10 protein-coding genes are annotated in these 14,074 nt (G+C 61.6%); 5 read left to right on the top strand and 5 right to left on the bottom strand.

Features of this window, described 5'->3' with window-relative positions; genetic code table 11:
* The first annotated feature begins 2 nt into the window (after positions 1–2).
* Both AC2FNB_RS00535 and AC2FNB_RS00530 read left to right on the top strand, forming a co-directional pair.
* The gene (locus tag AC2FNB_RS00535) at positions 3–647 is read left to right on the top strand and encodes a response regulator (RefSeq protein WP_496743791.1); all 645 of its coding nucleotides are present in this window, start codon (positions 3–5) and stop codon (positions 645–647) included.
* A 1-nt stretch (position 648) separates the two neighbouring features.
* On the top strand, positions 649–780 hold the full coding sequence (locus AC2FNB_RS00530) for a hypothetical protein (protein WP_480749479.1): 132 nt from the start codon (positions 649–651) through the stop codon (positions 778–780).
* Between the two features lie 96 nt (positions 781–876).
* On the opposite strand, the gene aspS is transcribed toward AC2FNB_RS00530, so the two are convergent.
* Entirely contained in the window at positions 877–2,658 is a 1,782-nt protein-coding gene (gene aspS, locus AC2FNB_RS00525; protein ID WP_496743790.1) for an aspartate--tRNA ligase, read from the bottom strand.
* Between the two features lie 229 nt (positions 2,659–2,887).
* Here aspS and AC2FNB_RS00520 point away from each other — a divergent pair, with 229 nt between their 5' ends.
* On the top strand, positions 2,888–4,090 hold the full coding sequence (locus AC2FNB_RS00520) for a class I SAM-dependent methyltransferase (protein WP_496743795.1): 1,203 nt from the start codon (positions 2,888–2,890) through the stop codon (positions 4,088–4,090).
* Here the strand turns inward: AC2FNB_RS00520 and AC2FNB_RS00515 are convergent, their stop codons facing one another.
* Both AC2FNB_RS00515 and AC2FNB_RS00510 read right to left on the bottom strand, forming a co-directional pair.
* Entirely contained in the window at positions 4,091–4,738 is a 648-nt protein-coding gene (locus tag AC2FNB_RS00515; RefSeq protein WP_496743788.1) for an aminotransferase class IV family protein, read from the bottom strand.
* A complete protein-coding gene (locus AC2FNB_RS00510; RefSeq protein ID WP_496743786.1) occupies positions 4,693–5,820 on the bottom strand; it encodes an aminodeoxychorismate synthase component I in 1,128 nt (375 codons plus the stop codon). Before AC2FNB_RS00510 ends, AC2FNB_RS00515 begins: the two co-directional genes overlap by 46 nt.
* A gap of 179 nt (positions 5,821–5,999) precedes the next feature.
* Here AC2FNB_RS00510 and carB point away from each other — a divergent pair, with 179 nt between their 5' ends.
* Together carB and AC2FNB_RS00500 are read left to right on the top strand one after the other, a co-directional pair.
* Positions 6,000–9,344 carry a carbamoyl-phosphate synthase large subunit gene (gene carB / locus AC2FNB_RS00505; RefSeq protein ID WP_480749483.1) on the top strand — a complete coding sequence of 1,115 codons (3,345 nt, stop codon included), beginning with the start codon at positions 6,000–6,002 and terminating at the stop codon, positions 9,342–9,344.
* Positions 9,345–9,836: 492 nt separating this feature from the next.
* Positions 9,837–10,961, top strand: coding sequence for a beta-ketoacyl-ACP synthase III (locus AC2FNB_RS00500; protein WP_496743784.1), 1,125 nt, complete (start codon positions 9,837–9,839; stop codon positions 10,959–10,961).
* 218 nt (positions 10,962–11,179) lie between these two features.
* Here the strand turns inward: AC2FNB_RS00500 and AC2FNB_RS00495 are convergent, their stop codons facing one another.
* Together AC2FNB_RS00495 and AC2FNB_RS00490 are read right to left on the bottom strand one after the other, a co-directional pair.
* A complete protein-coding gene (locus tag AC2FNB_RS00495; RefSeq protein WP_496743782.1) occupies positions 11,180–12,730 on the bottom strand; it encodes a trimethylamine methyltransferase family protein in 1,551 nt (516 codons plus the stop codon).
* Positions 12,727–14,064: an MmgE/PrpD family protein gene (locus tag AC2FNB_RS00490; RefSeq protein ID WP_496743780.1), complete on the bottom strand. Its 1,338-nt coding sequence runs from the start codon at positions 14,062–14,064 to the stop codon at positions 12,727–12,729. The genes AC2FNB_RS00495 and AC2FNB_RS00490 overlap by 4 nt, the downstream gene beginning before the upstream one ends.
* Positions 14,065–14,074 lie beyond the last annotated feature (10 nt).

Below are 14,074 nucleotides of genomic sequence, written 5' to 3'. Positions count from 1 at the left end.
TTCTGGTGGTCGAGGACAGCCGATACACGAGTGAGGCGTTGCGACTGATGTGCCTGCGCAGCGGCGCCCGCATCCGACGTGCGGATTGCCTGACATCGGCGCGCCGCCACCTGCAGGTCTATCGCCCCTCAGTCCTGATCGTCGATATCGGCCTGCCCGACGGTTCGGGCTTGAACCTGATCGAGGAGATGGCGCAAACCACCCCGCGCGTCGCAGTGATTCTAGGCATATCCGGAGACGATTTTGCCGAAGGCCTGGCGATTGCCGCTGGGGCGGACGGGTTTCTGAGCAAGCCTCTGACCTCGCTGGCGGCGTTTCAGACAAGAATCCTGTCACACTTGCCCGAAGATCGCCGCCCGGCTGGGCTGCAGGTAATTCAGGATGAGGTGATCTGCCCTGACCTGATGGCATATCGGGACGACATGGCCCATATCGCGGACATACTGGCAGATGCCAGCGACACCAAGGCGCTCGACTATGCTGCGCAATTTGTCAGCGGGGTCGCCCGCGCCGCGGACGATCTGCCGCTGGCCCGTGCCGCGCAGGATGTAGCGCGGGCGCGCTCGCGCGGGCGGCCCTATGCCACTTGCGCCGCGCAGCTTGCCGGGATGGTGCAGACCCGGCTGGAACGACGCGAGGCAATCTGAGGTGGCAGCAAGCAGTCTGGTTCTGTTTGGCGCAGTCTATCTGGTGCTCTACCGGCATGTACGGGCAGCAGCACAAGACATCCGGCGCAATCGTCAGCGCGGCGAGGTAGAAGAAAGCGGGATATTTCCCTAGCACACCAAGCAACGGCGCCAAAGGCAGACCGATGCCCTGTGTGGTATTGCGTCCCTCAAAGTAAGACGCCGCCCTTTTGAGGCGGCGTTTCGGGTGTCAATCCTGCGGGATAACGCGCAGGCCCAGCTCCATCAACTGATCCGACGTCGGATCCGAAGGGGCCGACATCATCAGGTCTTCGGCGCGTTGGTTCATCGGGAACATGATGACCTCGCGGATGTTCACTGTATCGGCCAACAGCATCACGATACGGTCGATACCTGCTGCGCAGCCGCCATGCGGGGGGGCGCCGTACTGGAAGGCGTTGACCATGCCGCCGAACCGCTTGCGCACCTCGTCCTCGCCGTATCCGGCAATCTCGAAGGCCTTGAACATGATCTCGGGCTTGTGGTTCCGGATCGCGCCCGACAGGATTTCGTATCCGTTGCAGGACAGGTCGTACTGATAGCCCAGCACCTTGAGCGGATCGCCCATCAGCGCGTCCATACCCCCCTGCGGCATCGAGAAGGGGTTGTGCTCGAAATCGATCTTGCCGGTTTCCTCGTCCTGCTCGTAGATCGGGAAATCGACGATCCAGGCGAATGCAAAGCGGTTTTTCTCGGTCAGGCCAAGTTCCTCGCCGATGACATCACGCGCCTTGCCAGCGACCTTTTCAAAGGCTTTTGGCTTGCCGCCCAGGAAGAACGCCGCGTCGCCGACGCCCAGACCCAGTTGCTGGCGGATCGCCTCAGTGCGCTCGGGGCCGATATTCTTGGCCAGCGGGCCTGCGGCCTCCATGCCCTCCCCCTGATCGCGCCAGAAGATATACCCCATCCCCGGCAGCCCTTCTTTCTGGGCAAAGGCATTCATGCGGTCGCAGAACTTGCGGCTGCCACCAGTGGGCGCGGGAATGGCTCGAATTTCGGTGCCGTCCTGCTCCAGCAACTTGGCGAAGATGGCAAAACCCGAGCCACGGAAATGCTCGGAACAGTCCTGCATCTTGATCGGGTTACGCAGGTCTGGCTTGTCGGTGCCGTACCACAGCGCGGCATCGCGATAGGAAATCTGCGGCCAGTCCCGCCACGCATCCACCTTGCGGCCCTCGCCGAATTCTTCGAACACACCGGCCAGTACAGGCGCGATGGTATCAAACACGTCCTGCTGCTCGACAAAGGACATCTCGAGGTCGAGCTGATAGAAATCGGTGGGCGAGCGGTCGGCGCGCGGATCTTCGTCGCGAAAACAGGGCGCGATCTGGAAATAGCGGTCAAATCCTGACACCATGATCAGCTGCTTGAACTGCTGCGGTGCTTGCGGCAACGCATAGAACTTGCCGGGATGCAGACGCGAGGGAACCAGAAAGTCGCGTGCGCCCTCGGGGCTTGACGCGGTGATGATCGGGGTCTGGTATTCGCGGAAATCCCTATCCCACATGCTGCGGCGCATCGAGGCGACCACGTCGGACCGCAGCGTCATGTTGCGCTGCATCGCCTCGCGGCGCAGGTCCAGATAGCGATAGCGCAGGCGGGTTTCCTCGGGATATTCCTGATCGCCGAACACCATCAGCGGCAGTTCCGACGCCGCACCCAGCACTTCCAATTCGCGCACGTACACCTCGATCTCGCCAGTGGGTAGCTTCGGGTTCACCAAATCCGCATCGCGCGCCTTGACGGTGCCGTCGATACGGATGCACCACTCGGACCGAACCTTTTCCAGTTCGGCAAAGGCGGCGCTGTCGCCGTCGCACAGAACCTGCGTTACGCCGAAATGGTCGCGCAGGTCTATGAACAAAACGCCCCCGTGGTCGCGCACGCGGTGAACCCAGCCCGACAGGCGGACGGTGTCACCGACATTGGCGGCAGTCAGTTCGGCGCAGGTGTGGCTGCGATAGGCGTGCATCGGTCATATCCCTTCGGGCGGAGAATTCGTCGCGCCGATACACCGCGATAGGCCCGGGAAGTCAAGGGTCGCGCGCCATCGTGACCGGGAAGTCACCCAAAAGAGGTGGAAATCACGAAATTGGTGCATATTTCCAATGCTGTGATATGGATTTCTTGTCTTCTGTTTCAGAACGCTCACCCATCGAGCGGGGAAGAGTAGGATGATGTGGCAAAGAATTTTAGATCGTGTGTTGAACAGGTTCGTCACTCAGGGCGCATTGCGGGTGACGTTTCCAGACGGGTCCAGCGAGGTCTATGGTGACGGAACGCACCCGTGCCCCCATTTCCGGATCCATGCCCCGGACCTGATGCGGCGATTGTGCCAGAACCCCGAGCTTGGCTTTGGCGAAGGGGTGATGGAGGGCACGCTGACCACCGAAGACAGCAGTCTGGACGATGTATTGAGGGTTGCGATTCGCAATTTGTCGGCGGGCAATCTTCCGAGATTCTATCATTGGCTCGAACGGGCAAAGTTTTTGCTGCGACCGATCCTGCAACGCAATACGCTGCGTCTGGCGCGACGCAACGTGGCGCATCACTACGACCTGTCCGACGATTTCTACCGGCTGATGCTGGACCCGGACATGCAGTACAGCTGCGCCTATTTCGACACGCCGGACCTGACGCTGGATCAGGCTCAGGCCGCGAAAAAGGCGCATATCGCGCGCAAGCTGTGCCTTGAACCCGGTCACCGGGTTCTTGACATCGGGTGCGGCTGGGGCGGGCTGGCATTGACCTTGGCCCGGGACCATGGCGCCCATGTCACCGGCCTGACCCTGTCGCAAAACCAGCATGACGCTGCCAGGGCGCGCGCGGTCGAGGCCGGGATGCAGGACCATATCGATATCCGCCTGATGGACTATCGCGAGTTGACCGGACAGTTCGACCGGATCGTTTCGGTCGGCATGCTGGAGCATGTGGGCGTGCCCCACTATGACACCTATTTCGGCAAGGTCGCCGATTTGCTGAAACCTGACGGTGTGGCGTTGATCCATACCATCGGGCGCAATGGACCGCCGACCAACCAGTCGCCGTGGCTGAACAAGTACATCTTCCCCGGCGGATATGTACCGTCCCTGTCGGAACTGGTGGTGCCGATTGGTCGGGCAGGCCTGTGGAACCTGGATATCGAAAGCCTGCGCCTGCACTACGCCAAAACGCTGCGCTGCTGGAGGGACCGGTTCGAAGCCAATATCGATCAGGTCCGCGCGATGTATGACGAGCGGTTCGTCCGCATGTGGCGCTTTTACCTGACCATCTGTATCCTGGTTTTCGAAGAGCGGGACCAGACCGTGTTCCAGTTCCAGCTTGGCCATCGGCGCGATGCGGTGCCTCTCACCCGTGACTACCTCTACCCTGGCCGCGATCGGCTGCGGGACGCCGCCGAGTGATCAGGAGGTTGCCATTTCCACCCTGATCAACCCTCGCAGGGAATTGCCAGCAAGAATACTCTGAGCTTCTCTTAAGTCGTTCAAAGTTAGTATAGCTTCGGACACCTCTCGTTTTACAAGCAGTTCTTCACGCAGAATTCCCGGCAAAAGACCAGCGGAAAGCGCCGGAGTCAGCATTTTGCCATCAGCCATGATCGCGAAGATATTGGTGATGGTACCTTCGCAGACTTCCCCACGTTCGTTGAGAAAGATCATCTCATCGATCCCGTCGCGCAGATTTGCGCGAACCTCATCGTAAAGCGCGCGCCGGGTGGTCTTGTGCCGCAGCCAAAAATTCCCGGAGTCCAGCCGCTCTGGGGCGACCGCCACGCGCCAGACAGATGGGGTTTCGGTCAGGGCACCGGTGGTCAGGCCAAACTGACCGTCTGCCTCCAAAGTCAGACGGCAGCGCAGCGGATCGTCGCCCGCCACCGCCTGCAACCGCAGTTCTGCTGCCGAGCGGTCAAATGGAATGTTCAAGGCCTGCGCCGACCGCGCCATTCGCGCAAAGTGACGATCAAGGCGTGCGAACCCTTCACCGGAGCGATAACCCAATGTTTCGATCAGGCGGAAATCAGGCTCAGTTGGCGGGCAAAGCGCGCTTTCCATAACGCCTCCTCGTATTCCGATGCTGCGGTACTGTCCCAGACGACGCCGCCACCAACGTTCAGCGTGGCCCGGTTCCCCTCGGCCATCAGCGTGCGGATCGCCACGTTGAATTCGGACCGGCCGTCAGGTGCGGCCCAGCCGATGGTGCCGCAATAGATGTCGCGCGGCCAGGGTTCCAGATCGCTCAGAATTTCCATCGCGCGGATCTTTGGCGCGCCGGTGATCGAACCGCAGGGGAAGAGAGCCTTCAGTATGTCAGACAAACGGGCATCGGCGCGCAACTGCGCCCGCACAAGCGATACCATCTGATGCACGGTGGCATAGGTTTCGACCCTGAACAGTTCGGGCACCTTGACTGTCCCCGGCACCGCCACCCGGCTGATATCGTTGCGCAAGAGGTCCACGATCATCAGGTTCTCGGCCCGGTTCTTTTCGTCGCTGATCAAAAAGTTGCGGCGGCGGGCGTCCTCGGCCGGATCGGCGCTGCGCGGCTGGGTGCCTTTCATGGGGCGGGTTTCAATCATTCCGCGAGCATCAGTGCGAAAGAACAGCTCGGGCGAACGCGACAGCAGGTCGGGCAATCCCTCCTGCCGGACAAACGTGCCATGTCCCACGGGCTGGAGATGCGCCAATGCCGCATATAGCGCGACAGCAGGCCCTTCGAGGTCAAGATCGACCGGAAAAGTCAGGTTCGCCTGATAGATGTCACCTGCGCCGATGGCGTCGTGAACCGCGCGGAACGCATCCCCGTACCGATCTTCGTTCCAGCGCGGCGCAAACCGGGTGATCCCCCCTGCCCCTGTGGTTACAGAGCATTGGCCGGGCGCACCATAGACACCAAAGCAGATCAGCGGCAGCCGCCGGCCAACCGGCATGCGCGCGGCGAGCCGCGGCTCCAGTGTGTAGCCCAGCTCATAACTGGCATATCCCGCCAGCCACGCCCCCTGCGCCCGGGCGGCATCAACAGCGGCGAGGGCTGCAGGCACATCGGCGGGTTCGTCGGCGCGGATCACGCGCGACGGGCGGTCGAAACACGTTCCCGGACCGGCCGGACCCTGATCGAAACGAATATGCAAGTGCATCCCCATTTGCCGTGGGCTGCGATATAGAGGTTTCGGGGACAGGCGAAAGGGGGGAAAGCGGCAAATGCGCATCAGATTCCGATCCCCCTTGCACCTTTTCGCGCGGTCCCTATAACCCACGACAATTTGGGCGCTTGGTGGGCGCCTGCCGACTCGCGAAAAACCGAAGGAACCTGGCCATGCCGAAGAGAACCGACATCCAGTCGATCATGATCATCGGGGCGGGCCCCATCGTCATTGGGCAAGCCTGCGAGTTCGACTACTCCGGGGCACAGGCCTGCAAGGCGCTGCGCGAGGAAGGGTACCGGGTCATCCTGGTGAACTCGAACCCGGCCACGATCATGACCGATCCGGAACTGGCCGACGCCACCTATATCGAACCGATCACGCCCGAAGTCGTCGCCAAGATAATCGAAAAGGAACGCCCCGACGCGCTGTTGCCCACGATGGGCGGGCAGACGGGTCTCAACACCTCACTGGCGCTGGAAGAGATGGGCGTGCTGAAAAAGTTCGGCGTCGAGATGATTGGCGCCAAGCGAGAGGCCATCGAGATGGCCGAAGACCGCAAGCTGTTCCGCGAGGCGATGGACCGGCTGGGGCTGGAAAATCCCCGCGCCACCATCGTCACCGCGCCGAAGAAACCCAACGGCACAGCCGACCTGGATGCTGGCGTTCAGATGGCACTGGACGAGTTGGAAGACATCGGCCTTCCCGCCATCATCCGCCCGGCCTTTACCCTGGGCGGAACCGGCGGCGGCGTCGCCTATAACCGTGAGGATTACATACATTATTGCCGCTCGGGCATGGATGCCTCGCCGGTCAACCAGATCCTCGTCGACGAAAGCCTGCTGGGCTGGAAGGAATACGAGATGGAGGTGGTGCGCGACACCGCCGACAACGCCATCATCGTCTGTTCCATCGAAAACGTCGATCCAATGGGCGTGCACACCGGTGACTCGATCACCGTGGCCCCTGCCCTGACGCTGACCGACAAGGAATACCAGATCATGCGCAACGGCTCGATCGCCGTGCTGCGCGAGATCGGTGTGGAAACCGGCGGATCGAACGTACAATGGGCGATCAACCCCGAAGACGGCCGGATGGTCGTGATCGAGATGAACCCGCGCGTGTCTCGCTCTTCGGCATTGGCGTCCAAGGCCACGGGTTTCCCGATTGCCAAGATCGCCGCCAAGCTGGCCGTCGGATACACGCTCGATGAGTTGGACAACGACATCACCAAGGTCACGCCCGCCAGCTTCGAGCCGACCATCGATTATGTCGTCACCAAAATTCCGAAATTCGCCTTCGAGAAATTCCCCGGTGCGGAACCGTTCCTGACCACGGCCATGAAGTCGGTGGGCGAAGCGATGTCCATTGGACGGACGATCCACGAATCGCTGCAAAAGGCGCTGGCCTCGATGGAATCGGGCCTGACCGGGTTCGACGAAGTTTCCATTCCCGGTCTGAGTGTGGGCCCTTGGGAGGAAGTGACCGACAAGGCCGCCGTTATCAAGGCCATCAGCCAACAGACCCCCGACCGGATGCGCACCATTGCGCAGGCGATGCGGCACGGGCTTTCGGATGACGAGATTCAGGCGGTGACCAAGTTCGATCCCTGGTTCCTGGCCCGCATTCGCGAGATCGTGGACGCCGAACGCGAGGTGCGCGAGGCAGGACTGCCCGCCGACGAGGCCGGGTTGCGCGCGCTCAAGATGCTGGGCTTCACCGATGCCCGCCTCGGCAAGTTGACCGGCAAGAAAGAAGCCGAAGTCCGCAAGGCCCGCAAGGAGGTCGGGGTCACCGCTGTGTTCAAGCGCATCGACACCTGCGCCGCCGAGTTCGAAGCGCAGACGCCCTATATGTATTCGACCTACGAGGCCCCGATGATGGGCGAGGTCGAATGCGAGGCACGCCCGTCGGACCGCAAGAAGGTGGTCATTCTGGGTGGCGGCCCGAACCGGATCGGTCAGGGGATCGAGTTCGACTATTGCTGCTGTCACGCCTGCTATGCGCTGACCGATGCGGGCTATGAAACCATCATGGTCAACTGCAACCCCGAGACGGTGTCCACCGACTATGATACCTCGGACCGTCTGTATTTCGAGCCGCTGACATTTGAACACGTGATGGAAATCCTGACGAAGGAACAGGAAAACGGCACGCTGCACGGTGTCATCGTCCAGTTCGGTGGCCAGACCCCGTTGAAACTGGCCAACGCGCTGGAGGCCGAGGGCATTCCGATCCTGGGCACCACCCCGGACGCCATCGACCTGGCCGAAGACCGCGAGCGGTTTCAGGACCTGGTTAACAAGCTGAGCCTGAAACAGCCCAAGAACGGCATTGCCTCAACCGACGAGCGGGCTATTGAAATTGCAGATGAAATCGGCTTTCCGCTGGTAATTCGCCCCTCCTATGTACTGGGCGGTCGCGCGATGGAGATCGTTCGCGACATGGACCACCTGAAACGCTACATCGCCGAGGCGGTGGTGGTCTCGGGCGACAGCCCGGTGCTGCTCGACAGCTATCTCAGCGGCGCCGTCGAACTGGATGTGGATGCGCTCTGCGATGGCGAGGCGGTGCATGTCGCCGGCATCATGCAGCATATCGAAGAGGCGGGCGTTCATTCGGGCGACAGCGCCTGTTCGCTGCCCCCCTATTCGCTCTCGCCCGAGATCATCGAGCAGATCAAGGAGCAGACCAACAAGCTGGCGCGTGCGCTGAATGTCGTCGGCCTGATGAACGTACAGTTCGCAATCAAGGATGATGAAATCTATCTGATCGAGGTGAACCCCCGCGCCTCGCGCACCGTGCCTTTCGTCGCCAAGGCCACCGACAGTGCCATCGCCTCGATCGCCGCGCGGGTGATGGCGGGAGAGCCGCTGTCGAACTTCCCGATGCGCCCGCCCTACAAGGAGGGGCAGGACACCAAGATCGCCGACCAGATGACTCTGGCCGACCCGAACATGCCCTGGTTCTCGGTGAAAGAGGCCGTGCTGCCCTTTGCCCGATTCCCCGGTGTCGATACCATTCTGGGTCCGGAAATGCGCTCGACCGGAGAGGTAATGGGCTGGGATCGCTCATTCCCGCGCGCCTTCCTCAAGGCGCAGATGGGGGCGGGCATGGTGCTGCCATCCTCGGGTCGTGCGTTTATCTCGATCAAGGATGCCGACAAGGGCGCGGCGATGCTGGAGGCGGCGAAAGTGCTGGTGGAACAAGGCTTTACACTGGTCGCCACGCGCGGAACGCAAAGCTGGCTGGACGGCCACGGGGTACCTTGCGACGTTGTCAACAAGGTCTATGAGGGCCGCCCCGACGTGGTCGATATGCTCAAGGACGGGCAGGTTCAGCTGTTGATGAACACCACCGAGGGCGCGCAGGCGGTCGAGGACAGCAAGTCCATCCGCTCGATCGCGCTGTATGACAAGATCCCCTATTTCACCACCGCCGCCGCCAGCAATGCCGCGGCGCTGGCGATCAAGGCGCAGGCCGAGGGGGATGTCGAGGTGCGCAGCCTGCAAGGCTGATACTTGCCGGCTCCTGTCTCTCCCGTTGACCTTTGGCTGGCGGGGGACAATGCTGTTTTCAACGAGCAGTACAAGGAAAATCAGCCATGCGTACCATTGTGGTCTTCGCCTCCCTTCTGGCGCTTGCGGCCTGTGACGTGCCGTTTGTTCCCCTGATCTGAGCCGCGTAAACCGGGAGGGGGAAACTTGTGTCGGGCCGCGGTCAAGGCGCCCGGGCTTCAGCGATGTACAGATGAAGTGCGCGATTTGTACGCGATTTCATCCCCCACTTGTCCGAATTGTACCATTCCGCGACACCGATCCGGACTGGCGACGGAGCTGCCGCCGTCATCGAAAACTGCCGGGTGGCGGGCTGGCGCCTGCCGTTACCGAAACATTTCAGAGATGAAGCAATTTTTCACTGATCCGGGGGGATTCCCTTGGGTCACTTCCCCTTGATCAGCGCGTGAGGCGGCTTCATTTTGAGCCAATCCAAAACATTCAGGATCCGCCATGTACACGCCCGCCATTACCGGAACCGGTGTCTATACGCCCCAGAACGTGATCACCAACGCCGAGCTTGTCGAAGCCTTCAACGCCTATGCCGATCGGCAGAACGCCGGAAATGCCGCGGCCATCGCTGCCGGGCGGGTGGAGCCGATGCAGCATTCGTCGGAGGAGTTCATCGTCAAGGCGTCGGGAATCGAGAACCGGTACGTGATGGACAAGGCCGGCGTTCTGAACCCCGAAATCATGCACCCCACCCTGCGACAGCGCAGCGATGACGAACCGGGGATCATGACCGAGATGGCGGTGGATGCCTGCCGCAAGGCGCTGGCGCAGGCGGGGCGCAGCGCCGAGGATGTGGATCTGGTGATCTGTGCGGCGTCGAACCACGAACGCGCCTATCCGGCGATTGCGATCGAGATACAGAACGCGCTGGGGATCAAGGGGTTCGGGTTCGACATGAACGTGGCCTGCTCGTCGGCGACCTTTGGCATTCAGGCGGCGGCGGACATGGTGCGCTCGGGCTCGGTGCGGGCGGCGCTGGTGGTCAACCCCGAGATTTGCTCGGGCCACCTGGAATGGCGCGACCGGGATTGTCATTTCATCTTTGGCGATGTGGCCACCGCGACCCTGATCGAACGCGAAGACGAGGCCAGCGGGCCGCATTTCGAGATCCTGTCCACCCGCTGCGCCACCGAGTTTTCCAACAACATCCGCAACAACAACGGCTTTCTGCGCCGCTCGCGCCCCGACGGCGTCGCGGACCGGCGCGACATGCAGTTCATGCAGAACGGGCGCAAAGTGTTCAAGGAAGTGCTGCCGCTGGTCAGCCAGCATATCGCCGATCACATGGCCGCCGAGGGCATCGCGAACACCGACCTGAAACGGCTGTGGCTGCATCAGGCCAACAAGACGATGAACGATTTCATCGGCAAGAAAGTGTTGGGACGCGAACCGGAACCGGGCGAACAGCCCAATATCCTGCAGGACTATGCCAACACCTCGTCCGCCGGGTCGATCATCGCCTTTTCCAAGTATTCGGACGACTTGCAGGAAGGCGATATCGGCCTGATCTGTTCGTTCGGTGCAGGGTATTCGGTGGGATCGGTGATCGTCAGACGGCACGGGTGACGGGTTGGGTGTTGGAGCCGGTCTGGGGGTGTCGGCTTTGAGCCCATACCGGAAGTCTTGATCTTTCGCTGCGCGGGTTCGCAGCACGAGAAGCGCTGCAGTTGCTCGGTCTAGAATGTTGCGCCGCGGCAGTAATAGCCGTCGTTCGGTCCCAACTCGGACTTGCCGTTTGGTTGCATCCTCTATCTGGGACCCAAGACCGGTTTGCTGTTGTTTTATTAGTTGTTGCTCCTGCGGCCTGCGAAGTCCCGGATGGGGAAGTGTTTCCGAACATCGCGATCCAGCTCATCGCTGATGTGTTTGGGGGCAGGCTGTGCCAGCATCTCCCGCGTACGTATTCGCGCCTGTTCAAGCAAGTCCTTGTCAGGTGCCGCGGCCCATTCCTGCGGCGTGCGACGGTCGGCCATGGATGGATAGAAATAGTCGCTTTCCATTCGGTTGATGGTTTGGGCATGGCCCAAAAAGTGGCCCGGCCCGCCGACGCAAACATCGCGTATGGTTTCCAGAGACAGAGTATCTTCGGTCACTTCAAACCCGCGTGTCGCGCGCATGACTGATCCGATCAGGTCATTGTCCAGAACGAAGCTTTCAAGGGAACAACCAAGCAGAGATCCGTACATTCCGGCCGCTTCGTAGATCAGATTTGCCCCGGTCAGTGAGGCCAGCAATTCTGTGTAAGCCTTTTCGTATCCCGCCTGAAAGTCTGGCATTTTACTGTCGGTCATGCCCGCGCTGACGGCGCAGGGGATGTCGTAGAAACGGGCCATCTGAGCGCAGGCTGCCATAAGCAGACCCTGTTCAGCCGATCCACCCGACATGGCCCCTGTGCGCAGGTCGCTGACGAACGGCAGGGCACCAAATGTGGCCGGGTGTCCGGGGTTCAATAGGTTGACATAGACGATGCCCGCCAGCACTTCGGCGGTTTGCTGGGCCACTGCCCCCGCCAGAGGGGCCGGGCTGGTGGCTCCCGCCTGCCCAGCAGAGACCAGTTTCAGCGGGGCGCCGTATTTCGCAGCGCATTCGATGACGCCAAGCGCCTCTTGCGCGAAGGTTAAGGGCGGGACGATAAAACATGTTGACACGCACATGGGAGGACGGGCGCGAAGCGCGTCATAGCCGCCGGTAATCATGGCCAACATCTGCATGGCCTCTTCCATCACAGCAGGATCGCCGAAGGATGTACCGGTGGGTTTGGCTGTGCCCTTCAAACAGGCATAGGCGGTGTTCAGGTCCATTTCACGTGGGTCGGTAATGTCGCGTGCAACCACGGTGCGTTGAAAGATGTGGATATTGGGCAGCTGTTCCGCGAGACGCGCCATATCGTAGAGATCGCACAGGGTGGTGTTACGGATCGCGCCGGTTTTGCTGTCGATGATATGGACCGCTGCGCCGGAGGTACCGAAATGGGTACGACTGCCGGACGGGTCGATGTCATGCGCCGGATCCAGCCCGTGCAGTTTGAAGCCTCTACCAGCGGTGCTTAGGGCCCTTCGCACCATCGTTTCCGGCATCAAAAGGCGACCGTCCTCTGTCATCTCGCCTCCGGCTGCGCAGATTGTGTCGATACAGGTCTGCGTCGCCCCCTTGACACCGATCTCTTCCAGAATGCGCATGGCGGTCTGGTCGATCATCGCGATCTCGGCGGGGGTCAGGGGCGCGTATTGTCCGCCTTCGATGCCGGGCCAGATAGCTGTTGTCGGACCGGAACCCGCGCCGCCGCCGCGGTCTTGCATGCGGGCGGCGCGCCCGCCTGTGCGTTTGCGTGTCATTGCGCCATCCTTTGGAAAAATGCGGCGATATCGGGGGCGTCGGGCCAGGTCAGCATCTGTTGAAATATGCCTGTTTTCGCAGGGGTCAGTGCGGCGAATTTCGCCGCCAGTTGCGGTGTCGTCATCGGGTTCTGTGCCGCCCCTAACGGGTAGGTGCATTGTGCCTCGAACTTCTCTCCGCTGGTCAGTTCTATGGTCAGCGCATCCGGCTGATCGGGATCATAGTTCAGATCCGGGCGCTTGGCAGGTTCGGCGGTTAGCTTGGTGAGTTTGATAAGCCGCGACGTTTCCGGATGGGTCCAGAACCCGGCCGCGCTATCGCCCAGGGTCAGGTTTCCGGACACCAGTGTTTGCGCAATGCAGGCGGGGGCGGAGAACAGCGCCTCGGCGCGGCTGGTCGGGAGATGGAAGGGCAGGATTTCCGCGTGGAAATCGGGCATACGGGCATGGATTGCGGTGATTTCCGCCAGCCGGTCTATCACCATGGGGCGCAGGTCAAGCGCCGCGGTCATCAGGCGGTGGGTGTAGCCGCAGGACGGCCATGGTTTTAGAATAAGCCCGTAGTCCAGCAAGGCCCATGGCGCGGCCAGCCGGTCCATCGCCTGCGCAAATCGGGTGGCATCGAACCGCCCCATGAGGCCCGCGAACCCTCTGTTGCTGTCCAGCACATGCGGCTGGCCGGTCACGCCTTGGGCGGCAAGAAGCGCGGATTCCAACCCGCCACGGGCGGCCCAACCGGCCTGCAATGGCTTGGCGTTTGATCCGAATTGCAGCGTGTAGCCCGTGGCCTGCGACACCGACAGCGCCAGTGCATGGGCGGTTTGTTCCTCGCTCAGGTTCAGTAGCCGCGCAACCGCCCCTGCCGCGCCAATCGTTCCCAGAGTGGCCGTCGAGTGGAACCCGCGCGCATAGTGATCCAGCGTCACGGCCTCGCCAAGCCGCATGATGATTTCGGCCCCGACGGCATAGGCCGCGAGCAACTCGGCCCCGCTGACGCGGGTGATATGAGCCGCCGCCAGCAGGGCCGGCAGAAGGACAACGGTGGGGTGGGTGTTGCCCGGCTCTTCCCAATCATCCAGATCCCATGCATGGCCCGCAACCGCGTTGATCTGCGCGGCAAAGAGCGGGCTGATGGTCTGGTTGCGTCCATAAAGAGCTGCGTTCCCGGCCCCCTGTGCGGCGAGGGCTGCTGCCGCGCGCTCCGCCACCTCGCTATCCGCCCCGGCCAGAATGCAGCCAAAGCAATCTGCCACGGCCGGTGCGATGACACCCCGCAGGTCTTTCTCCGGTTCTGCAGAGTGAACGAAACCTGCCAGTTGCGCGATTGCAGTCATGTCATCGGAT

This window comes from Ruegeria sp. BHSB058 (assembly GCF_059613285.1).
The sequence above is the reverse complement of the archived record's forward strand: the minus strand, read 5'-3'. Positions and strand labels throughout refer to the sequence as shown.